The 20,770-nt window shown below is 63.6% G+C and carries 17 protein-coding genes, 1 tRNA gene and 2 pseudogenes; 13 read left to right on the top strand and 7 right to left on the bottom strand.

Going from position 1 to position 20,770, the window contains the following annotated elements; translation table 11 throughout:
- Position 1: 1 nt before the first annotated feature.
- The 3 genes from HMPREF0291_RS00090 to HMPREF0291_RS00080 are packed head-to-tail and all read left to right on the top strand — an operon-like array spanning position 2 to position 6,486.
- Positions 2-3,295, top strand: a complete 3,294-nt coding sequence (locus tag HMPREF0291_RS00090) for an ATP-dependent helicase (RefSeq protein WP_040423827.1) — start codon at positions 2-4, stop codon at positions 3,293-3,295.
- An 11-nt stretch (positions 3,296-3,306) separates the two neighbouring features.
- Positions 3,307-4,425, top strand: coding sequence for a potassium channel family protein (locus tag HMPREF0291_RS00085; protein ID WP_005286028.1), 1,119 nt, complete (start codon positions 3,307-3,309; stop codon positions 4,423-4,425).
- A 3-nt stretch (positions 4,426-4,428) separates the two neighbouring features.
- Entirely contained in the window at positions 4,429-6,486 is a 2,058-nt protein-coding gene (locus HMPREF0291_RS00080; RefSeq protein ID WP_005286026.1) for an ATP-dependent DNA helicase UvrD2, read from the top strand.
- Between the two features lie 16 nt (positions 6,487-6,502).
- Here the strand turns inward: HMPREF0291_RS00080 and HMPREF0291_RS00075 are convergent, their stop codons facing one another.
- Positions 6,503-7,348, bottom strand: a complete 846-nt coding sequence (locus HMPREF0291_RS00075) for a hypothetical protein (protein WP_005286023.1) — start codon at positions 7,346-7,348, stop codon at positions 6,503-6,505.
- Positions 7,349-7,382: 34 nt separating this feature from the next.
- Here HMPREF0291_RS00075 and HMPREF0291_RS00070 point away from each other — a divergent pair, with 34 nt between their 5' ends.
- Positions 7,383-7,886, top strand: a complete 504-nt coding sequence (locus HMPREF0291_RS00070; protein ID WP_005286021.1) for a M48 family metallopeptidase — start codon at positions 7,383-7,385, stop codon at positions 7,884-7,886.
- Here HMPREF0291_RS00070 and HMPREF0291_RS00065 read toward each other — a convergent pair.
- Positions 7,883-9,364, bottom strand: coding sequence for a zinc-dependent metalloprotease (locus HMPREF0291_RS00065; RefSeq protein WP_005286017.1), 1,482 nt, complete (start codon positions 9,362-9,364; stop codon positions 7,883-7,885). The genes HMPREF0291_RS00070 and HMPREF0291_RS00065 overlap by 4 nt on opposite strands.
- Positions 9,365-9,475: 111 nt before the next feature.
- Between HMPREF0291_RS00065 and HMPREF0291_RS00060 the strand changes: the two genes are divergently transcribed.
- Positions 9,476-10,573: a YlbL family protein gene (locus tag HMPREF0291_RS00060; RefSeq protein WP_232210309.1), complete on the top strand. Its 1,098-nt coding sequence runs from the start codon at positions 9,476-9,478 to the stop codon at positions 10,571-10,573.
- Between the two features lie 4 nt (positions 10,574-10,577).
- On the opposite strand, the gene HMPREF0291_RS00055 is transcribed toward HMPREF0291_RS00060, so the two are convergent.
- Entirely contained in the window at positions 10,578-11,279 is a 702-nt protein-coding gene (locus HMPREF0291_RS00055; protein ID WP_005286012.1) for a hypothetical protein, read from the bottom strand.
- 28 nt (positions 11,280-11,307) lie between these two features.
- Positions 11,308-11,802 carry a PPA1309 family protein gene (locus tag HMPREF0291_RS00050; RefSeq protein ID WP_050748840.1) on the bottom strand — a complete coding sequence of 165 codons (495 nt, stop codon included), beginning with the start codon at positions 11,800-11,802 and terminating at the stop codon, positions 11,308-11,310.
- A 117-nt stretch (positions 11,803-11,919) separates the two neighbouring features.
- Between HMPREF0291_RS00050 and HMPREF0291_RS00045 the strand changes: the two genes are divergently transcribed.
- The 5 genes from HMPREF0291_RS00045 (at position 11,920) to HMPREF0291_RS00030 (ending at position 17,612) form a co-directional block, all read left to right on the top strand.
- On the top strand, positions 11,920-14,913 hold the full coding sequence (locus HMPREF0291_RS00045; RefSeq protein ID WP_005286006.1) for a UPF0182 family protein: 2,994 nt from the start codon (positions 11,920-11,922) through the stop codon (positions 14,911-14,913).
- Between the two features lie 311 nt (positions 14,914-15,224).
- Positions 15,225-15,298 (top strand) — tRNA-Met (locus tag HMPREF0291_RS00040).
- 465 nt (positions 15,299-15,763) lie between these two features.
- Positions 15,764-16,786, top strand: a complete 1,023-nt coding sequence (locus HMPREF0291_RS00035; protein WP_005286002.1) for a DUF4192 domain-containing protein — start codon at positions 15,764-15,766, stop codon at positions 16,784-16,786.
- A 159-nt stretch (positions 16,787-16,945) separates the two neighbouring features.
- Complete coding sequence (locus tag HMPREF0291_RS11920; protein WP_005285999.1) at positions 16,946-17,089, top strand: hypothetical protein; 144 nt, start codon at positions 16,946-16,948, stop codon at positions 17,087-17,089.
- 91 nt (positions 17,090-17,180) lie between these two features.
- Positions 17,181-17,612, top strand: coding sequence for a single-stranded DNA-binding protein (locus HMPREF0291_RS00030; RefSeq protein ID WP_005285996.1), 432 nt, complete (start codon positions 17,181-17,183; stop codon positions 17,610-17,612).
- Positions 17,613-17,711: 99 nt separating this feature from the next.
- Here the strand turns inward: HMPREF0291_RS00030 and HMPREF0291_RS11420 are convergent.
- Positions 17,712-18,035 (bottom strand): annotated as a pseudogene (locus HMPREF0291_RS11420) (recombinase family protein); the annotation flags it as partial.
- 296 nt (positions 18,036-18,331) lie between these two features.
- Here HMPREF0291_RS11420 and HMPREF0291_RS00020 point away from each other — a divergent pair.
- The 3 genes from HMPREF0291_RS00020 to HMPREF0291_RS12110 are packed head-to-tail and all read left to right on the top strand — an operon-like array spanning position 18,332 to position 19,754.
- The gene (locus HMPREF0291_RS00020) at positions 18,332-18,721 is read left to right on the top strand and encodes an ArsR/SmtB family transcription factor (RefSeq protein WP_003849997.1); all 390 of its coding nucleotides are present in this window, start codon (positions 18,332-18,334) and stop codon (positions 18,719-18,721) included.
- Positions 18,711-19,595, top strand: coding sequence for a permease (locus HMPREF0291_RS00015; protein WP_005285982.1), 885 nt, complete (start codon positions 18,711-18,713; stop codon positions 19,593-19,595). Before HMPREF0291_RS00020 ends, HMPREF0291_RS00015 begins: the two co-directional genes overlap by 11 nt.
- A gap of 30 nt (positions 19,596-19,625) precedes the next feature.
- Entirely contained in the window at positions 19,626-19,754 is a 129-nt protein-coding gene (locus HMPREF0291_RS12110) for a hypothetical protein (RefSeq protein ID WP_005285980.1), read from the top strand.
- Between the two features lie 124 nt (positions 19,755-19,878).
- On the opposite strand, the pseudogene HMPREF0291_RS12030 reads toward HMPREF0291_RS12110, so the two are convergent.
- Positions 19,879-20,100, bottom strand: a pseudogene (locus tag HMPREF0291_RS12030) (arsenate-mycothiol transferase ArsC); the annotation flags it as partial.
- 25 nt (positions 20,101-20,125) lie between these two features.
- A partial coding sequence (locus tag HMPREF0291_RS00005; protein ID WP_156774764.1) for an IS3 family transposase occupies positions 20,126-20,770 on the bottom strand: 645 nt, incomplete at its 5' end.

Raw genomic sequence — 20,770 nt, 5'->3', positions numbered from 1 at the left:
CATGCAACCCGTGACACTGTCGCGGTATCTGAAGGAGAAGTTCCCGCCGACCGATCAGCAGGCGGCGGTCATCGGGGCAGACCCCGGCCCGCTCCTCGTTGTCGCCGGCGCGGGCGCAGGCAAGACCGAAACGATGGCGGCCCGCGTCGTGTGGCTGGTGGCCAACGGCTACGTCCGGCCGGAGGAAGTGCTCGGCCTGACGTTCACGCGAAAGGCCGCGCACGAGCTGGGTAGGCGCATTCGTACCCGGTTGGAGAAGCTCGCCGCGAATGAGCAGCTGGTGCGCCACTTGGACCCCAGCGGCGGGCTCGCGGAGACGCTCGAGGTCATCGCGCCGACCGTGTCCACCTATGACGCGTTTGCCGGCGACCTCATCCGCGAATACGGCCTGCTCGTCCCCGTGGAGCCTGACGCGCGGCTTATCACCGATGCCGAGCTGCATTCCATCGCCTGGGACGTAGTGAGCAATCACGGTGGCGCTTTGCTCGACGGTGTCGATGCGAACCCCGGTGTGAGCACCGTCGTGGACACTCTGCTGCGGCTCGTGGCCAACATGGGCAACGACCTCATGCCGCCGTCGCGGGTGCGGGAGGAAGCGGAGGCGTTCATTGATAACGTCGCAGCCCTTCCCCGCGGCAGAGCGAAAGAGCAGTACGCCAAGGAAGTCCGCGGCTGGATAGACAAGCAGCGTCTTCGCGCCGCCTACACCGACCTCGCGGAGGAGCTCAGCCGCGAGCTGCGCGAACGCGGAGTGGTCACGTTCAACGAGCAAATGTCCGTCGCGGCGCAACTGGCCAGTAACCACCCGTCGGTCGGGGAGAGCCAACGCGGCCGCTTCCGGGTGGTCATGTTGGATGAATACCAGGACACCTCCCACGCCCAGCGCGTGCTTCTGCGCAGCTTGTTCGGCGAAAACCGCGACGACCTCGCGCGGCACCCGCACCCGCTGACCGTCACCGCCGTCGGTGACCCGATGCAGGCGATTTACGGCTGGCGCGGAGCCACTGCCGCTAATCTGCAGGCGTTCGTCGACGACTTTCCGCTTGCCGACGGTGCCTCCGCCCCGAAAGCCCAGCTCACCACCTCATGGCGCAACCCACCGGAAGTGCTGGCACTGGCCAACTCAGTGTCGTCGGCCGTGCTCGGCGCCCCGGGGCCGCAGCGCGCCGTCGAACCGCTCAATCCGAATCCGGCGTCTGACCCCGGTAACGTGGAGGTGGGCTTCTACGGGCCTGTGGACGAGGAAATCGCCGCCGTCGCTGACATGCTGGCCGCGGACTTCCATGAGCAGTTGGCGGAGCACGGTGATGTCTCCTCGGCTGTGCTGGTGCGCAAGAACAAACAGTCCGCACTGATTGCTGAAGCTCTGGAGGAGCGCGGCATCCCTTATGAGATTGTCGGTCTGGCAGGTCTCCTGACCGTGCCGGAGGTCGCCGATGCGGTTGCTGTAGCGAAAATGCTTGTTCACCCGCAGGATTCTGCCGCTGCTCTGCGCATCCTGGCTGGCCCCGCATGCGGATTGGGGCTGAAAGACATCACGGCCTTGTCTCGGCGAGCAGTGAACCTGGCCGGCGGCCGGGCGCACGACCAAGACGACAGCGCTGTAGCGGGGCTGGGGCCTGATGCAGATCCGCGGGAACGGTTGCAAGCCCAGCTCACCGACCTGATCCGCGAGGCTGAGAACGCCGTCGGTGAGAACGAGCGCTCCGTTGGCCTCGCCGACGCGGTGGCGGACCTCGGTGAGCCGGAGCGCTACACGGAGGAAGGTCTGGCGCGCCTGCAGGTGCTGTCCTCGCAGCTGCGCGCCCTGCGCATGCGCAGCTTGGGCAAGCGCCTGCCGGACCTGTTCGATGACATCGTCTCCATCTTCGGCATCCGCACCGAGGTGCTCTCCCGCCCCTCCGACACCGGCACTGTGCATCTGGACAAATTCGCTGAAACGGTCGCGTCGTATCCGGGTGCGGATCTGGAAGGCTTCCTGAACTACCTGGAGTTGGCCACCGAGCATGAGGACGGTCTGGCGCCCGGCACTGTCGCGAACACCGGCGACCGGGTGCAGATCCTCACCGCGCACAAGGCGAAAGGCTTGGAATGGCGCACCGTCGCTGTCGCCCACGCTGACGCCGCAACGTACGGCGGAACGGCGGAGACCTTCCTCGGCTACGTAGCGACGGTCCCGGACGACTCCTACACCGCACTCGCCGAAGCCGATACCCGCAGCGACTTCCAGAAGCTCACCAACCAGTACAAGAAGGACAAGACCGCTGAGCTTGCCGAAGAGTCCGCTCGGCTCTTCTACGTCGCGGTGACCCGGGCGGAGCGGCGTCTTTTGGTCACGGCGTCCGGGATCTCTCCGACGCGGAAGAAGCCGGTGGAGCCCTACTCCCACTTCCTGCCCTTCCGGGATATGGCGGAGGTGTTGTCCTGGTGGGACGGAACAGTGACGGATGAGCTGACGGACATTCGCGAACGCGAAGGCTTCTGGCCCCACTACAGCGCCGAGCCTGCCGCAGTGGATGCCGCTGAGCGCGTCAACGCGGCCCTTAAGGACCTGCCGCAGCTCACCGCCGGTGAGCTCTACGGGCTGTGGGAGCGCGATGTGACAGCGCTGATCGAGGAGCATGAGGCCACCATGAGCCCGTCGGTGCCGGTCATCATGCCCGCAATGCTCACCGCCTCCGACATCGTCGCGCTGCGCGCCAACCCGGAGCAGTTCGCCCGCCGCGCGCGCCGCCCGGTGCCGTTCAAACCGAACTCTTATGCCAAGCGCGGAACAGCGTTCCACGAATGGATCGAGGGGTTCTTCGGTGCGCGCCCGCTTCTCGACGACGACGAGCTGCCCGGCAACACCGAACCCGACGTCGACGCGACCACACTGGCACGCCTCAAGGCGTCCTTTGAGGCCAGCCACTGGGCGCAGCGCGCTCCGGCGCACATCGAGCACCCCTTTGAGATCGACTTGGGCTCGGCGAGCGTGCGCGGCCGCATTGACGCTGTGTACCGTGACGCGCCCACACCAGAGGCGCCGCACGGCAGCTGGACCATCGTCGACTGGAAGACCGGCGCCAAACCCCAGGCGACGGAGATGCGGGCCGCGAAACTGCAGCTGGCCGTCTACCGGGAGGCGTGGAAACGCATCGCCGGCGACGGGCTGCCAGTCAACGCAGTGTTCTTCTACGTCCGCACCGGGGAAGACTTCGCCCCGCACGACCTGCCAGAACGCGGCGAGCTGGAGGAGCTGCTGCAAACCGCCGCGGCAAGAGGTCTAGAGTCCGATATAGACATGCAGCATTAAGGAGGTGACCCATGGCACCATCGTTTCGTCCGCCGATCCGTTTCCGCGATAACCGCAGCGACGAGTTGACGGCGTTGCCAGACCACGCTCTACTAAATGTCATCCGTCTGCCGCAGGCGGACAAGGCAACGCCGTGGGCACTGATCAGCCGGCGGTTCCTGTACGCCATCTTGCTTGTTGTCATCGTCGCTGTGCTTGTGTGGCTGGACAAGGACGGTTATTCGGAGCACCTCACCTTCATTGACGCGGTGTACTACTCGGCGGTGTCGCTATCCACCACAGGTTACGGCGACATCACCCCGGTGACGCAGACGGCGCGCCTAGTGAATATCTTGGTGGTCACCCCGATGCGTGTGGCGTTCCTGATGCTGCTCGTCGGTACCACCTTGTCCGTCCTGACCGAAGACTCGCGTAAGACCCTGCAACTGCAGCGCTGGAGGAAAACCGTGCGCAACCACACCATCGTCGTCGGCTATGGAACGAAGGGCCGCTCCGCGGTCGAGGCGTTGATCGCAGAAGGCATGCCGCCGTCGGAGATCGTCGTGATCGACGACAACCAGGAGGCCCTGTCCCACGCGGAGAACCGCGGCCTGATCGCCGTCCACGGCAATGCGACCAAGTCCGACGTGTTGAAGATTGCCGGTGTGAGCCGTGCACGCTCCGTGGTGGTCGCACCGTCCAGCGACGACACAGCCGTTTTGGTCACGTTGTCGGTGCGCGAGATCAACCAGGGGGTCAACATCGTCGCGTCGGTACGCGAAGGCGAGAACCAGCACCTGCTCGAGCAGTCCGGGGCGGACTCGGTGGTCATCTCCTCGGAAACCGCGGGCCGCCTGCTCGGCATCGCTACGTCGACACCGACGGTGGTGGAGATGATCGAGGACCTGCTCAGCCCCGATGCCGGTTTCGCCGTGGCTGAGCGCGCGATTATTGATGACGAAGTCGGCGCCAACCCCCGGCACCTCGCCGATATTGTGCTGGGCGTGGTCCGCTCCGGCGAGCTCTACCGCCTCGATTCGCCGGAAGCGGAGACCGTCGAGCCGGGCGACCGCCTGCTGTACATCCGCTACACCGACGAGACTCCGGACGACCTGAGCGAAGCCGCCCGCGCAGAGGAAGAGGACCGCTAGCCGATGATCGACCTGAGCCAGCTCGAAACTCAGCTCGACCCCGATCAGCTCGTCGCCGCCACCGCTCCGCGCGGGCCGGTGTGCATTCTCGCCGGCGCTGGCACCGGTAAGACGCGCACCATCACCTACCGCATCGCGCACCTCATCGATCAAGGTTTTGTCGCCCCGCAGCGCGTGCTCGCCGTGACGTTCACCTCGCGTGCGGCAGGGGAGATGCGTGACCGTTTGCGCGACATGGGCATTGGCGGTGTGCAGGCCCGCACGTTCCACGCTGCAGCGTTGCGCCAGCTGCGTTACTTCTGGCCGCAGGTAGCAGGCGACATGCCGTGGCACCTCATTGACAACAAATTCCCGCTGGTCGGTCGCGCAGCGCGCTCTGTGGGGCTCGAGTCCCACAAGGATATGGTGCGTGACCTGCTCAGCGAGATCGAGTGGGCCAAAGCGTCTCTAGTCACCCCGGAAAGCTACGCCGAGACCATCGCTAACTCTCGCCGTGAGCCGCCGACGGACGCGGAGAAGGTCGCCGCCGTGTACAAGCGGTACGAGCAATCCAAGACGAGCCCCGACGGCATGGCCCTCGACTTCGATGACCTTCTGCTCCACGTCGCCGGTGCCCTGGAGAACGCGCCGGCGGTAGCCGAGGAGTTTCGCACCCAGTACCAAACCTTCGTCGTCGACGAGTACCAAGATGTCACCCCGCTCCAGCAACGTGTGCTTGAAGGCTGGCTGGGCCAGCGCGATGATCTGACTGTCGTCGGCGATGCCAACCAGACCATCTACTCCTTCACCGGGGCTTCCCCGGACTATCTGCTGAACTTTTCGCGGACGTACGGGCACGCGACCGTGGTCAAGCTGCAGCGCGACTACCGATCCACCCCCGAGGTCACAGACCTGGCGAATACCGTGATCTCTAAAGCCACCGGCCGCGCTGCTGGCACCCGCCTTGAGCTGCAGGGCATGCGCGCACCAGGCCCGGAGCCGACGTTCGCGTCCTATGCTGATGAGCCGACGGAGGCGCGCGAAGTCGCGGCACAGATCCGCACGCTTATCGACGGCGGCGTCCCACCCCGCGAGATCGCCATCCTCTACCGCCTCAACGCGCAGTCGGCGGTGTTCGAGCAGACGTTGTCTGACGCTGGCATCGTCTACCAAGTCCGCGGCGGCGAAGGCTTTTTCAACCGCCCAGAGATCCGCGAGGCGATCGGCGTGCTCGTGCAGGCCACCCGCCGCAACGACCTGCCGGACGACCCGGTGACTGTCGCCCGCACCGCTTTCGCCCCGCTGGGTCTGAGTGCCACGGAACCCGAGGGTGCGCAGCAGCGTGAACGGTGGCAGACACTCAACGCGTTGGTGGAGCTCATCGCCGACATCGTGAACACTGGGGAAGCAGACTCGCTGCCCGGAGTGTTGCAGTCGCTGCGCCAGCGCGCGGAGTCGAAGCAGCCCCCGGCTGTCGACGGTGTGACGTTGGCCAGCCTGCACGCCGCCAAAGGCCTTGAGTGGGATGCGGTCTTCCTTGTTGGCCTGGTGGAGAAGACGCTGCCCATCTCGCATGCGATCAAGGCTGGCGACGAGCAGATTGAGGAGGAGCGGCGCCTGTTCTACGTGGGCATCACCCGCGCCCGCGAGCACCTGCACCTGTCGTGGTCGTTTGCCCGCCAGGAGGGCGGCCGGAAGAGTCGCGACAGGTCCCGGTTCCTCGACGGCATTGCCCCGCAGCTCGACGTCGAGACCACCCCTGACCGCCTCAAGCGTCCGAAGAGATGCCGGGTGTGCGGCAACCCCATCACCACGCCCGCCGAGAAGACCCTCGGCCGGCACGAGGAGTGCGAGCCGACCTACAACGAGGCCGCATTCACAGCCTTGAAGCAGTGGCGCTTGGACACCGCCCGCGAGAAGCAGCACCCGCCGTACATGGTCTTCACTGATGCGACACTTCTGTCTGTCGTCGAGGCGATGCCGGCAAGCCTCGCAGAACTACTGGACATCTCCGGCATCGGCCCGTCCAAGCTGGAACAGTACGGCGAGGACGTGCTGGCCGTCTTGGAAGACTTCCGCTGACCCCTTCCGTGCCCCCTCACAAGCAGGCAGGGCAGCTCTTGTGCGTGCCCAGGGGGTGCTCAGCCACCCACTGCGGCCCGAAGGGGTCGATGATCAGCGCGATTCCGGGCTCCGCTTCCGGAACGAGCACACCGGGAGGTTCTGGCACCTCCGCGCACCGGCGCACGATCACCGCGGCGGCAGCTGCGCCAGCGGCGACCACCGCAGGATCCGGGGCATTCGTGCTCGAGGCCTGCGACAGTGCCGTAGCGGTGACATGCGTGTGCGGGTCGCGCTCCTGGGCGTGCATGAGCACACACTCAAGGCACGGACCGTCCCCGTCGAGGCTTGCCGGGCCGACCACCACCCGCGAATCCAACGTGAATACCGGGATGATCCACCCGGTGTGATCGGCCAGCGCCTCGCGCAGCCGCACCAGCTGGGGCACCTGGTCAACAACCACGACGGGTGTATCAGGGGAGAGGAGGGAAAAGAAGGGGTGGAGGGGTTCGTCGATAAGCGGTGTGCGCACTGTGATCCCGCCGGTGCGCAGCAACCGCACCACCTCGTCCGCCAAAGCTGAAGTGCCGAGCACCACGACGGTGCGTTCGCTGGCGTCGACGAGGATGCGGTAGTTCAGCAAATCGTTGACCAGCGCCCGCGCCTCCGGCTCATCAATCTCGGGAATGCCTCGCAGGGCGTTGAGAACATCGCGCACGGCCGTAGGCTCGATCATGGCATCCAGGATGGCCTTGAGCTGGCGCGGGTGCGCCGTGTCCAGCACCGCGCTTCTCGACGCATCCAGCCCGAACTGCACCGATCCCTCCCCACGGACCAGCACATTCACACCGGGCGCCAAACGAACTAATGTTGAGTCCCCCATAGGAGCCATTGCAGCACACGGGAGGACACTGCGCATGCTCGACCGCGACAACGTGGACGTGATCCGCTCTGAGCGCAGGACCCGCACGGTACAGGCGCGGTTCAAAGGCGACCGCATTGAAGTCCGCATTCCGGCACGTTTCACCGCCGCGCAGGAACGCGACGCTGTCGACGGCATCCTGGCGAAGATGGAGCGCAAACTCACCACCAGCACGCTGTCCGACGAGGACCTGCTCGCTCGCGCACAGTCCCTCAACGACTCCGTCCTCGACGGGCAAGCGCGCATCGGATCCGTGCGGTGGACCTCCAACCAGTCGACACTGTGGGGGTCCTGCAGCACGGCGACCGGTGACATTCGCATTTCTGACCGGCTACGGGACGTGCCCGACTGGGTGGTCGACGCCGTGTTGGTTCACGAACTCGTGCACACCTTCATCCCCGGCCACGGCCCTGAGTTCTGGGAGCACGCCGACAAAGCCCCCCGCGCTGAGCGCGCGAAGGGCTATTTAGAGGCGTTCCAGAGGTTCGGGCAGAACTAGTCGTTCTTGTCGTCCTCGGTGCCGGAGCTGCCGTCAGTGCCGCGGTCGTCCTCGCTTGGGCCGGGCTCTTCAGCGAGCATCTCCTCGAGTTTGGCGATCTCTTCGTCGAACTGGTCGTCCGGAGCATCGTCGAGAAGCGTGTCGATGAAGGCAGCCGGATTCTCCAAGTGCTCTCCCGTCGGCAACAGGTCCGGGTGGTCCCACACCTTGTCGCGTCGCTCCGCACCAACGGCAGTGGTAGCGCGGCGCCACAGGTCGGCGGCTTCGTTCGTCTTCGGAGCGCCCAGCTCAATGCCGACGACGTTGGCAAAGGCGTTCTCAGCGGACCCGCCGGTCGCGCGGCGGCGTGCCCACGACTCCGTCATCGCCGCAGTGGACGGGATGCGGGAGCCGAGGGCGTCCTCGACGACAACCTCGACCCAGCCTTCGACGAGCGCGAGCAGCGTTTCCAACCGGTCTGCTGCGGCAGCGTTGCGCGAGGTGACGCGCGGGGACATGTCCGCGCCCTGCATCTCCTGCATCGCCTCCTGGATCTTCGCTGGGTCGCCCGACTCGAGGTTGAGATCCCGGATCTTCTCCTCAATGTGGGAGGTGTCCAGCTCCAGGCCGACGGAGTATTCCTCAACCGACGACACGATGCGCTCGACGAGCCACGGCACGTGGGTGAACAGGCGCTGGCGAGCGGCCTCGCGCGCCGAGATGTAGACGAGCACCTCTTGCCCCGGCACAGACAGCTGTTCCGAAATCGGCTCAATGTTCTTCGGCACAATGCCGATGACACCCTTCGGCGCGACCGGAAGGCCGAAGTCATTGCCGGTCAGCGCCTGGTTGGCTAAGTCACCGAGCGCCTGGCCGAGCTTGGCGCCGAAGTTCATCGAGTTGAAGTGGCCGAGCATCTGCGTGATGGGGCCGAAGATCTCGCGTGCCTCCTCCGGCATCGCGTCGAGCTGGGCGCGGCCCATGTGCTCTGCGACGGGGCTGACCATGCGCTTCCACGTGGGCAGGGTGTTGGTCAGCCAGTCGTCCGCGCTCCATGCCTCGGGGCGGGAGCCGGAATCGGGGAGCGCCGTTGCGTCATCAATCCACAGGTTCGCAAGCCTCGTCGACTCTGTAACGGCATTCGTGTCGCCTGCAGTCGCACCACGCGGGTTCTTGACCACCTGGCGGGCAGCGCGCAGCGCCACGTCGTAGTTGACCGCGTCCTGCTTGGGGCGCTCTTGGCCGGCCTTATTGGCCTGCTCGCCCAAGCCGGAGAGCATCTCGCTGAACTGGCCCAGGACCTCGCCGAGGTTGCCGAAGCCGCCGCTAAAGCCTTGGGTGCCGCCAATGCCGAACCCGAACTGGCCGAACGGGTTGTCCTGGCGGCCCTGATCGTCGCGGCCGTTGCCGTCGTTGCGGCCGTTTCCGTCCTGGCCGTCCCGGTCGTCGCGATCATCGCGGTCGTCGTTAGGGAAAGAGAACCCGAATCCATTAACCATGGTGGCCAGCCTACCGGCGGTGAAACACGCCCTACAATGAAAAACGGGCTGAACAGGCAACGCTCTAAGCGAACACGGTCTTTTGAACAGGCTGTTGTAGGCTTTACTGCCGTGACTTTGCCTGCTACTGCGGACCAACCCGCTCCCTCCGTGAAACGCCGCCGTGCTGCGGTGGTGTGGGGCGGTATTCCCCTTGCGGTGGCGGCTGCGTTGTTCGTGGCCGGGGGCATTCCGGGGACCGATATCCGGTTCACAGTGCCGTTCGCGGCGCAGGGGCCGGGGCCGACGTTCAACACCCTGGAAGAAGTCGATGGCACCCCCGTCATCGAAATTGAGGGGGCGGATGTCGATCCGACCGCAGGCAGCCTGGACATGACGACAGTGTCTGTGCGCACCAACATGACCGTGGGGCAAGCGCTGAGCCGCTGGCTGATCTCCGATGACACGCTCGTACCGATCAACCAGATCATGCCGGCAAATATGTCGGACGAGGAGATGCGCAAGCACAATGAGGCCACGTTCGTCGCCTCCGAAGCTGCCGCCACGGTCGCGGCAATGCGCTACCTGGGGGAGCCGACCCGCGTCCTCATTCACGACGTCCTCGAAGACGGCGCTGCGGCCGACGCACTCAAGCCCGAAGACATCATCACAGCTGTCGATGGCACCGATGTTTCCGCCCCGCAGGAGGTCCAGGACCTCGTCCGGTCAAAGAATCCCGGAGACGAGCTCACTATTTCTTACGAGCGCGACGGTGAGCCGGGGGAGGCCACCATCACCCTCGGCACCAACCCCCAGGATGAGTCCGTCCCGCTGCTGGGTGTGACCATGTCTTCGGAGCCCACTGGCGATGTTGCGGTGAACTACAACTTCAACGACGTGGGAGGCCCGAGCGCAGGAATGATCTTCTCGCTCGCGGTCATCGATAAGCTCTCGCCCGGCGAACTCAACGGCGGCAAGCACGTCGCGGGCACCGGCACCATCTCCGAAGATGGCTCCGTCGGTCCGATCGGCGGCATCACGCACAAGATCGAAGGCGCACGCGACGGCGGCGCAGAACTCTTCCTCGCGCCCGAGAACAACTGCAAGGAAGCAAGCAAGGTCGATGCGGGGGATATGGTTGTCGCGAGCGTCGCCACGCTTGACGACGCAGTAGCCGCCATGTCCGCCTTCTCCGAAGGATCCCCCGTCAAAACCTGCGCGGCGGACTAGCGCGCTACTGCTCGTTGGTGAGCTGCTTCGCGTCTTGCTCTTCTTGCTCGCCTTCCTGCTCTTCTTCATCCGTGGCGAGCGCAGGGGTCTTCACTCCGCTGCCGTCGTCTTCAGCTAGCCCCAGCTCGTAAATGCGCTGCTCAGGGTCAACATCTCCGCTGTCGACCATCTGCTGCAGCAGCTGGCCCTTGTCGGAGTCCACCACGGTGAGGACGGCGGTCCGGCCCAGCATCGACCAGCCGACGATCTTGTTGCCGTCCTCGGACTCTTCAACGATGCGGGAGCTCCTCAGCCCAGTCAGCAGATCCTTTGTGTCTGCGGCCATGGACTCGGACTCGAAGAACTGGATCTTTCCCACATCAGCGCCGGTGCATTCGATGGAGCCTTTCAGGCTGGTTTCCGAGCAGGTATCTAGTGCGTCGAAAAGCTCTGCGGGCGCAAGCGCCGCGAATTGCTCCGCGACTTGAGCCACGAGTTCTGGATCGTCGCTGCGGCGGCGCCACCCGTTCTGCTTGCTGGTTTCCGCCGTGGATTCCTCAGCCGTGGATTCGTCGGCCACAGTCTCAGCGGAGGTGGATTCCGGCGCAGGTGTCGGCAAAGGCTCTTTGCTCTCTTTGTCAGAGCAGGCGGCGAGCGTGACAACCAAGCTCATCGCCGCGAGCGCGACAGGCGCACGGCGATGGCGGGGCAGGGACGAAGACGGCACGGGGGTAACTCCTTTAAAGTAGACCCCCTTAGTGTAGATCGTCTTCCTGCGGATCGTTCTCCAAGCTGTACCGCAATGCGCCGATGACTGCGGGTGCGACGTTGGGTCCGCCGCGCAGTTGGATATCGTCTTCTGCGAACGGGCCAGCCGCTTCCAGCTCCTCTTCGGTCGGGCGGATCTGCAGCAAGGTCTGCTCAATATCTTCGTCCCGCAGCACGCCGGAGAACAACCGGGCCGGGGACGCTTCGGCAGTGCCGCTGGTGTCCATGAAGACGATCTCCTGCGCCAGGATGACGCCCTCGACCTCTGCTGGCCATGCCAGGCGCGCGATATAGTCGCCTAACTCGTCTGAACCAGGCAGGATGTGCTCCGGGAGCTCCTGAACCACCAAGGTCAACGGGGAATCCGCCTCCTCGTCGAGTGCGGCGAGCTGGTCCACGACCAACTCCGTCGGCACCAGGGCGAACAGCGTGGGCGGCGCGTCCCAGCCTTCCGCGTGGACGAACTCGACGGCCTCCATCATGGCCTTGTTGAGAGCTTGCTGGCGCAACTGGGGAACCCTTCTGGTCTTTTAGGCGTTAGGCACTTTAGTGTTAAAGCTTAATAGTTCATCGTTCTAAGCCGTTATAAGGAGCTGGATTTGGCCACGCGCCTGAACCGCCCCCGCCCGGAGTCGGGGAAATCCACGAATAAACTACTGGTGACCTTCGGAATCATTGCGCTGATTCTGTTCCTCGTCCCCCTACTTGTGGGCCTCTACACAGAGTTCCGCTGGTTCGGTGAGGTGGGATACCGCGGGGTGTTCACCAACGTCATCCTCGCCCGTGTGGCACTGTTCGTGATCTTCGGTCTGCTCGGCGGCGCGATCACGTGGGCCGCCGCCTTCATCGCGTGGCGCACCCGCGAACGGGTCTCCGTCTTCGCCGACCCGAATTCGCCGATGGCGGCATACCAGTCCTCCATCCAGTCCAGCGTGCGCTCCATGCTGGTGTGGCTGCCTATCGTGGTGGGGCTCATCAGCGGCATGATCGGGCAGGGTTCCTGGCGGACATTCCTGCTGTGGATCAACTCCTCTTCCTTCGGCTCCCAGGACCCGCAATTCGGCCGTGACTTAGGCTTCTACGCCTTCGCGCTGCCGGCGCTGTCCACGCTGGTCAGCGTGCTGTCGATGCTGCTGATCGTTGCTTTCCTTGTCGCTTTGGTGACCCACTACTTGCTGGGCAGCATCCGGGTGGCCAACCAAGTCAGCGGGACGAAGGGCCACATTTCCAAGCCTGCGCGCGTCCAGCTCGCGGTCACTGCCGGTCTGTGGATGCTGGTCAAGGCGCTCGACTACTGGCTGGAGCGCTACACGCTGCTCTACGACAGCAATGACATCTTCACCGGTGCCTCCTACACCGATATCAACGCTCAGCTGCCGGCGCGCATCATCCTGGTAGTCATCGCGGTGCTGGTAGCGGCGGCATTCTTTGTGTCGATCATCTTCCGCGATTTCCGCATCCCCGTGCTGGCGACTGTGCTGATGCTGTTCTCCTCGCTCATTATCGGCCAGGCATGGCCCGCGATGGTTGAGCAGTTCTCCGTCAAACCCAACCGCCAGGCGCGCGAGTCCGAGTACATTCAGCGCAACATTGAAGCCACGCGTGAGGCGTACGGGCTTACCGACGCCACAGTGACCTACGAAAGCAACTGGGGTTCCGAAAGCACGAACGACGGGGAAGTGGGCCGCGACTCCGCGACTATCTCCAACATCCGTCTGCTCGACCCGGAGATCCTGTCGCCGACGTTCACGCAGAATCAGCAGCTGCGCAACTTCTACGGCTTCCCCGACCAGCTGGCCATGGACCGCTACACAGTCGACGGGGAGCTGCGCGACTATGTCGTCGCGGCTCGCGAGCTGGACCCGAATGCTCTGCGTGAGAACCAGCAAGACTGGCTCAACCGCCACACGGTGTACACGCACGGAAACGGCTTTGTGGCTGCACAGGCCAACATTGTCGACGAAGCTGCCCAGGACGCCGGCTCCACCCGCGGTGGCCTGCCGGTGTTCACGGTGTCGGACCTGCAAGCCAACGCCAACGCGGAAGAAAAGGAAGACGCCGAAGAGCTGGGTATCCGTGTGGACCAGCCGCGCGTCTACTACGGCCCAGTCATTGCGTCCGCTGAAGATGGCCTCGACTACGCCATCGTCGGCGATGTCGGCCAGGGCCCGCTCGAGTACGACACCGACTCTTCCTCGTTCACCTATGACGGTGAAGGCGGCGTGAGCATCGGCAACTGGGTCGACCGCCTCGCGTACGCGGTGAAGTACCAGGAACTCAACCTCATCCTGTCGGACCGTGTCGGCAGCGAGTCCAAGATCTTGTACGACCGTGACCCGCGCCAGCGCGTGGAGAAGGTCGCACCGTGGCTGACCACCGACAGCACCACGTACCCCGCTGTTATCGACGGTCGCATCAAGTGGATCGTCGACGGCTACACCACGCTGTCTGCCCTGCCGTACTCCACCCGTGAATCCCTGCAGAACACCACGCAGGACGCGCTCAACCCGGAGGGCACCAACCAGCGATTGGTCAACAACGAGGTCGGTTACATCCGCAACTCCGTCAAGGCGACAGTCGACGCCTACGACGGTTCGGTCGACCTCTACGCCTTCGACGAAGAGGACCCCGTCCTCAAGGCGTGGATGGGTGCTTTTCCGGACACGGTGAAGCCCGCTTCGGAGATTTCCGATTCGCTGCGCGACCACCTGCGCTACCCGGAAGACCTGTTCAAGGTCCAGCGCGAGCTGCTGGCCCGCTACCACGTGTCTGACCCGGGCGTGTTCTTCAACAACGACGCCTTCTGGTCCGTCCCGAACGATCCGACCGCGCCGGAAGGCCGCCAGGAGCTCAACCAGCCGCCGTACTACGTTGTGGCCGCCGACCCAGAAACGGGTGACCCGACCTTCCAGCTGATCACCCCGTACCGCGGTCTGAGCCGTGAGTTCCTCGCCGCGCACATGTCGGTCACCTCCGACCCGGACAACTACGGCCAGATCACCGTCCGCGTTCTGCCGACCAATACGCAGACGCAGGGTCCGAAGCAGGCTCAGGACGCGCTGATGTCCTCTGACCAGGTCGCCCGCGACCGCACCCTGTGGGAGGGCTCCAACACGCTGAAGAATGGTAATTTGCTCACCCTGCCGGTTGCTAACGGCGAGATCCTTTATGTCGAGCCGATTTACTCGCAGCGCAAGGACCAGGAGTCCGCGTTCCCGAAGCTGCTGCGTGTGCTGGTGTTCTACAAGGGCCGTGTCGGTTACGCCCCGACGATCTCCCAGGCGCTCAGCCAGGTGGGCATTGACGCGAAGGAGGCCCAAGACATCTCCATCGTGGACTCCGATGACTCGACTACTTCCGACGCCGAGGACCAGGCCACGGCGACGGACCCGGACAACACCGACGCGGAGACCGAGGAAAGCGAGGGCGACGGCGACACAGCCACCCCGCCCGCCAACCAAGAGGAAGCCCTGACGGCTATCGACGAGGCCTTGCGCGGCCTCGAGGACGCCCGTGACGGTTCCTTCGAGGAATACGGCCGAGCCCTGGACGAGCTCGACCGCGCCGTTGAGGACTACCAGAAGGGGCAGTAGTCGGGTGCGGCCCGACGGCCGTACCTGACCCATTAGCGGTGAACGATTTGAGGGTTCCAGCCCCATAACGGTCGCGCCATAAGCTCCTGACCGGCAGTTATTGTCTTGGACTTATGGGTCGGTGCGCTAAATCGTTCACGCAGTCTCAACCTGAATAGCTGGCGAACCCCCGGCGAACGGGCGGTGAACACCCCCACGAGCCCCTGGCCCACTTTCACGTGTGGCCAGGGGATTTGTTGTTCAGGACAAGTCTGCGTATAGTTAACACCCGTTGCCGATACGGCAGCAGGTGAAGTTCATAACTCACTCGACGCGGGGTGGAGCAGCTCGGTAGCTCGCTGGGCTCATAACCCAGAGGTCGTTGGTTCGAATCCAGCCCCCGCTACTAAGATAAGGCCCCTACCAGTGGAAACGCTGGTAGGGGCCTTCTTCATTTTGTGATCGGATCGCCATTTGGTGCACTAGCTGGTGCACTAGGGTCAAAATCCTGCACCAAACGGAACTGCGACGCTCCAACGACGCGGCGCAGGTTTTCGGTGCATTGCTTAGTGATTGCTAGGACGGCAGCAACGAAGGAACGCCACGGGAGCCGGCAGTTCGAGGAAAGCAACTGCGAACTGCTGTGCAAGTCTCACAACCGCGCCAAAGGTAACGCTTAACCAGCGGCGACGCGGGGATCTAACAATGCTGCGTCGCTAGCGCTCGCACCCAGCGAGCGAGCATCAGGCTGCGCTAGCGACGCTCAGCACGCTTCAGGTGCGGTGGTGCCGTGGCAGGGCGCGACCGGCAGAGCCGGACTGAATACGGGATTGCCCACGTACACCCCGTATTCGTGCAAAGGAGCACTGCCATGTCCACTCATTCCCACACGCTTGCATCCCACGGCGAGATCCTCGCGAACCTCCCCGGCATCCTCGGGTTCTACCCGAACAACTCGCTGATCCTCGCGTTCTTCGTCGACGACGAGGGTGTCGACACCGTCCGCCTCGGCCCGGTCGCGCGGTTCGACCTGGACGAAGCTGTTGCAAAGCTCACCGAGAGCCGCGAGCGGTTCGCAGCGTGGATCAACCACCTGGAACTCGACGCTGTTATCGCGTACATGATCAGCGACGACATTGCACAGCCGATCTTCGACGAGACGGCCACGTACCTCACCAGCGGGGCAGTGCACCTACCGCCGCTGCTCGGGGTGGTGCAGGTGCCTGAGATCGTCACCGGGGCTGCGTGGTGGTCTGTGTACCAGCATCCGCTCATCGACGAGCCGCGCCACGGCGTTGTCGGCGAGGTCGCCGCATCGGCGGCGCTGCGGCAGATGCTAGAGCACACCGGCGAGCTGCCGGAGCCGAGCAAAGACGACATCGAGGCACGGTTGAACAGCACCGATCACGGCATCGACGCTGCCGAGCACGCCGACATCATCGAAGACGCGCTGGCGTATATCCCGCCCATGTTCTCCGACGTGCTGCAGCGTGAATACGAGCAGGCGGCGGCAGGAATAACCCAGCCGAGCACGCGCGCTGTTCGATCGGCGCTGAAATGCTTCACTACAAAGCGCTTGCGAGACGCGCTGCTCGCGGCGCTGCTCGATGACCCGCAGGCGGGCCTTGCGTTCATAGAGAAGGTTATGCGCGCTGTCCCGACCAGCTGGCCGGGGATGCGGGCGCAGCTCACCGCCACTGTCGCAGTGCTCGCGCACGCCACCGGCCAGCCGGGGCTAGCTGGCGTGGCTGCGCAGCGAGCCACCGAGATCGGGCCAGACGAGAACTTCCCGTCGCTGGTGGCGAAGCTGACCGATATCGGCCAGGGCGAGCGGATGGTCGAGCTTGTCCGCGAAGGCGCCGAGAAGACCCGCAGGATCTTGTTCACCGAGTAGCACCACACACCCCGTTGCAGCGATGCAACGGGGTTTCTTTTTCTCGCGGGGCCGTGGCCTGCAGAGATGCACACCTAGCGGGGCGGGGGAGAACCCCCTAGACAGCAGAGCTGTCTCCAACAGACGGATTGACCATCAATCCGAACAAGGAGGCACGTGATGAGCGACTTCATTCACACCGACCTGGAACTGCTCTACCAGCTCGCCGACGGCATCGACGGCGAGGACGCCGATCCGGGCGCAGCGCAAGAACTGCGCGACCTAGAGGCGGCAGGCGCACCGCTGCCCTGGGCAGTGCTGTAACGGCAGCGCAACCACCCCGCAGCAGCAAAGCAGCTGCTTAAGTACCCAAATTGCACGGCAAATCACACCCACTCACGTAAGGAGAACCATCATGTCCAACCCCTTCAACAACGGCACCATCGTCGGCAACGCAGCTCGCGCACCCAAGCTGTTCGAGCACGCAAACGGTGGCGCGACGGTGAAACTCAGCGTCTATGCGCGCAACACCTTCAAGAACAAGGCCACCGGCAAGGTGGAAAGCGAGATCGTGGAGCTGACCGGCTACGTCCAGGACGCGAAGAACCCCGGCGTGTTCGGCTGCGTCGGCTCCGGCGATCGCGTTGCGGTGAGCTACTCGCTGAAGACCGACGTCTACATCGACAAGGACGGCCAGAAGCAGTACCCGCTGGTGGCGCGCATCGACACGGTGCAGCTGATCGACTCCAAGAAAGAGTCCGCTGCGCGCGCAGCCCGTCGCGGAGGCGAGGCGGCGAACGCCGCCCTGGCTGGCGCTGACGCCGACAACGACGAAGCACCGTTCTAACAACGACACCCCGCAGGGAAACCTGCGGGGTTTTTTTTCAACTATTTCACGGTGTTGATCCAGCTCTTTCACGGCCTTACCCAACTGAACAAAACCCAACAGCCCTAGCATCAGCTTGGCGATCGGGGTGGAGTCTTTTGAGTAGGTCTGTCCCTCCTTGAGGAACTTCACCGACACTCCTTTGCTGACTAGCTCGTCAACAATGGCGTACAGATCCGTCAGTGAACGCGCGCACCGATCCATCGACGTGACGACAAGCTGATCTCCTGCACGGACATATCGCATTGCTTCATCAAGTCCAGGGCGCTCACGCGATCCACCACTGGCCTTATCCGTGTAATAGGTGAAGACCTTCTCTGCCTTGAGTTGTTCAATCTGACGATCAAGGTTCTGATCTTTCGAACTCACCCGGGCATAGCCCACCTTTTGTCCTGAGATCGCCCCCAACTGTTCAGTGATCTCCAGAGGCAGTGACGGTTCTGTTCCGTTAGTCTTGGAACTAACCCTAGCGAACAGGAAGTTTTGTCATTCACAAATTGTTCGCTTGGGGTGTGACTTGTGAGACATGCTCCTCCTGGGGCTATGTATTTTCAATCCATTGTTGTTAATGGTGTCTCACTTCCTTAGAAGTGAGACACTCGGGAAGGCGGGAAGGGTCCCCTTTTCCGACGTTTAAACCATCGCTTGAAATACAAGTAGTCGCTTGTTAATGTCGGGGTGTGCTTACAGAGATTTCCTTATCCATCCCCGCGTCGGATCTCAGTCCCGCCGAGCGGGCCCAGTTACTCGTGCCCACCCTGTCCGCGCTGTCGGATGAAAACCGGTTGACGATCCTGCTCACCTTGGCGGAGAAGTCGATGACCAACCGCCAGCTCCATGAGGTCACCGGGATGAGTCAGGCATTGGTTAGCCATCATCTGGCTGCCCTACGCAAGGCCGGACTGGTGGACTCGGAGCCGACGGGTCGTGCCACGCTGAATTCGGTGTGTTGTGCTCAGCTGGCTGATCCGGTGCGCTGGCTGGCGCACCTGGCGACGTTGACGCCGGAGGGACAACGCGCCTGCTGCACGGACACCTCCCTGAGAAACGAGGTCGTTGATGCTGATTAGCGCGCTCGGCACGTTCGCTACCCTCCTGGTCGAACTGCTCCTGCTGTTTCTGGTGATCTCCTATGCGGTCGCGTTGATCAACCGGCGCTTCGGCCCGGAGCGGTTGCAGAGCTGGATGGCTGGTGGAGCGGTTCCCGGTCAGGTCAAGGGACTGGCGTTGGGGGCGATCACTCCGTTTTGTTCCTGTTCGACGATCCCGATGTTTGTCAGCATGCTCAAAGCCGGGGTGGCCTTTCGTACCACCGTGACCTACCTGATCGCTTCGCCGCTGCTCAACCCGGTTATCGTCGGCGGGATCTGGCTGACCCTTTCCTGGCAGGTCGCGATCAGCTACGCGGTGATCATGGTGCTGCTGTCGCTGGGAGCACCCTGGGTCTGGACCGCGCTGGGCATGGAAGACCAGCTGCGCAAGGTCAAGGTCAAGGGCGGGCGCCAGCTGGACGGGACCCCGTGGCGTGGAATCAAACAAGAAACCCCGGCAGCGATCCGTCAGGCATGGGACGATCTTCGCCCCATGCTCCTTCCGATGATCATCGGCGTGGCCATCGGTGCATTCATCTACGGGGTCGTGCCCGAAGACGGCCTGAGATTTATGGCCGGTGAAAACGTCTGGTGGCTGATTCCACTGGCTGCGGCGATCGGTATCCCGCTGTATGTCCGACTGGAGACGATGCTGCCGGTCGCCCTGGCTTTATCGGGTGCCGGGGTGGCCATCGGCCCGATCTTCGCGATGATGATCGGCGGGTCCGGGGCCTCGCCACCGGAAATCTCGATGTTGGCGGCAGTGTTCAAGCCGAAACTGTTGGCCACCTTCGTGATCACCATTCTGCTGGCGGCCATGCTGGCCGGCTACGCGATGACGATCATCCTCTAAACCACGTACCTCTAACGAAAGGAGACCCTCATGGGCTTCAAAGACCTGTTTCACAAGAAGAATACGAACTCCGATTGCTGCAGTGTCGAGATCGTCGCCGACGACGACACCGACACCACCAGTAACCAGGAGGAGGAGCATCCGCAGGCTCAGTCCTAACCTGCCACGCTCCTGGTATCTACCAGCATGTCCGGTTTCAGGCCGACGACGCTGATGATCAGTTCAGGCATCAACGACCCCGCGCGAGTTCGCGCGGGGTCGTTGATGGTGTGAGGTGGGGTGGTCAGTTCTCGAGCAACTCGGCAACGAGCCGGCGTACACGCGTGTCGATGTCGTCACGGACCAGACGCATGCGCTCGATCCCCTCTATCCCCCTCCTGGACGGCTCGTCAGTCACTCACCGTTCGCACGTTCCGTGGGCGTCGTCGGGAAGTTCCAGCTGGGCATCACCTCCCAGGATGATCACGCGGTCAACCTCGCGCAACAGCTGTGGATCCACACCCTTTGAAGCGTCCTGGTTTTCGTTCCGCTTATTGAACGCCCAACGGGTGGGCGTGTGATTGTTGATAGTAGGCGTCTTCCATCTCTTGTGGGGTGATGTATCCCAATGACTCGTGCAGGCGGTGGTTGTTCCACCAGTACACCCAGCGAAGGGTCGCGATCTCGACTTCCCCAACCGACGCCCACGGCCGGTGGGGATAGATCAGCTCGGTCTTGTAGAGACCGTTGACCGTTTCCGCCAACGCGTTGTCGTAGGAATCGCCGACGGTGCCAACGGACGGATCGATCCCAGCTTGAGCAAGTGCCTCACTGTAACGAATGGACACGTACTGCGAGCCGCGATCGCTGTGGTGGACAAGTCCTTCAGCACGGAGATCACCTGCGTGATAAACAGCGTGCTCAAAAGCCTCCAAAGGCAGCTCATCGGTGCGCATGCTCGCCCTGGTGGCAACCCCGACAATCTTGCGGGAGTACGCATCGGTGATGAACGCGGTGTACGCAAACCCCGACAGGGTACGCACGTAGGTGATGTCAGCGACCCACAGCCGGTGCGGCGCTGACGCGGTGAAGTCACGATTGACCAGATCAGGACGACAATCCGGGACATCAGCCCGAAGCGTTGTGATCGGAGTGCGGCCCCTTCTGCGGCCTTGGATGCCGGCGAGTTTCATCAA

The organism is Corynebacterium genitalium ATCC 33030, from assembly GCF_000143825.1.
Classification (GTDB): Bacteria; Actinomycetota; Actinomycetes; order Mycobacteriales; family Mycobacteriaceae; genus Corynebacterium; species Corynebacterium genitalium.
Note: the sequence above shows the minus strand (reverse complement) of the source record. Positions and strands in the feature narration are given on the sequence as shown.

Excerpts from the sequence above, each read along its gene's own strand:
- HMPREF0291_RS00090 (WP_040423827.1), top strand. The coding sequence starts at position 2 with ATGCAACCCGTGACACTGTCGCGGTATCTGAAGGAGAAGTTCCCGCCG.
- HMPREF0291_RS00085 (WP_005286028.1), top strand. The coding sequence starts at position 3,307 with ATGGCACCATCGTTTCGTCCGCCGATCCGTTTCCGCGATAACCGCAGC.
- HMPREF0291_RS00080 (WP_005286026.1), top strand. The coding sequence starts at position 4,429 with ATGATCGACCTGAGCCAGCTCGAAACTCAGCTCGACCCCGATCAGCTC.
- HMPREF0291_RS00075 (WP_005286023.1), bottom strand. The coding sequence starts at position 7,348 with ATGGGGGACTCAACATTAGTTCGTTTGGCGCCCGGTGTGAATGTGCTG.
- HMPREF0291_RS00070 (WP_005286021.1), top strand. The coding sequence starts at position 7,383 with ATGCTCGACCGCGACAACGTGGACGTGATCCGCTCTGAGCGCAGGACC.
- HMPREF0291_RS00065 (WP_005286017.1), bottom strand. The coding sequence starts at position 9,364 with ATGGTTAATGGATTCGGGTTCTCTTTCCCTAACGACGACCGCGATGAT.
- HMPREF0291_RS00050 (WP_050748840.1), bottom strand. The coding sequence starts at position 11,802 with ATGATGGAGGCCGTCGAGTTCGTCCACGCGGAAGGCTGGGACGCGCCG.
- HMPREF0291_RS00035 (WP_005286002.1), top strand. The coding sequence starts at position 15,764 with ATGTCCACTCATTCCCACACGCTTGCATCCCACGGCGAGATCCTCGCG.
- HMPREF0291_RS11920 (WP_005285999.1), top strand. The coding sequence starts at position 16,946 with ATGAGCGACTTCATTCACACCGACCTGGAACTGCTCTACCAGCTCGCC.
- HMPREF0291_RS00030 (WP_005285996.1), top strand. The coding sequence starts at position 17,181 with ATGTCCAACCCCTTCAACAACGGCACCATCGTCGGCAACGCAGCTCGC.
- HMPREF0291_RS00015 (WP_005285982.1), top strand. The coding sequence starts at position 18,711 with ATGCTGATTAGCGCGCTCGGCACGTTCGCTACCCTCCTGGTCGAACTG.
- HMPREF0291_RS12110 (WP_005285980.1), top strand. The coding sequence starts at position 19,626 with ATGGGCTTCAAAGACCTGTTTCACAAGAAGAATACGAACTCCGATTGC.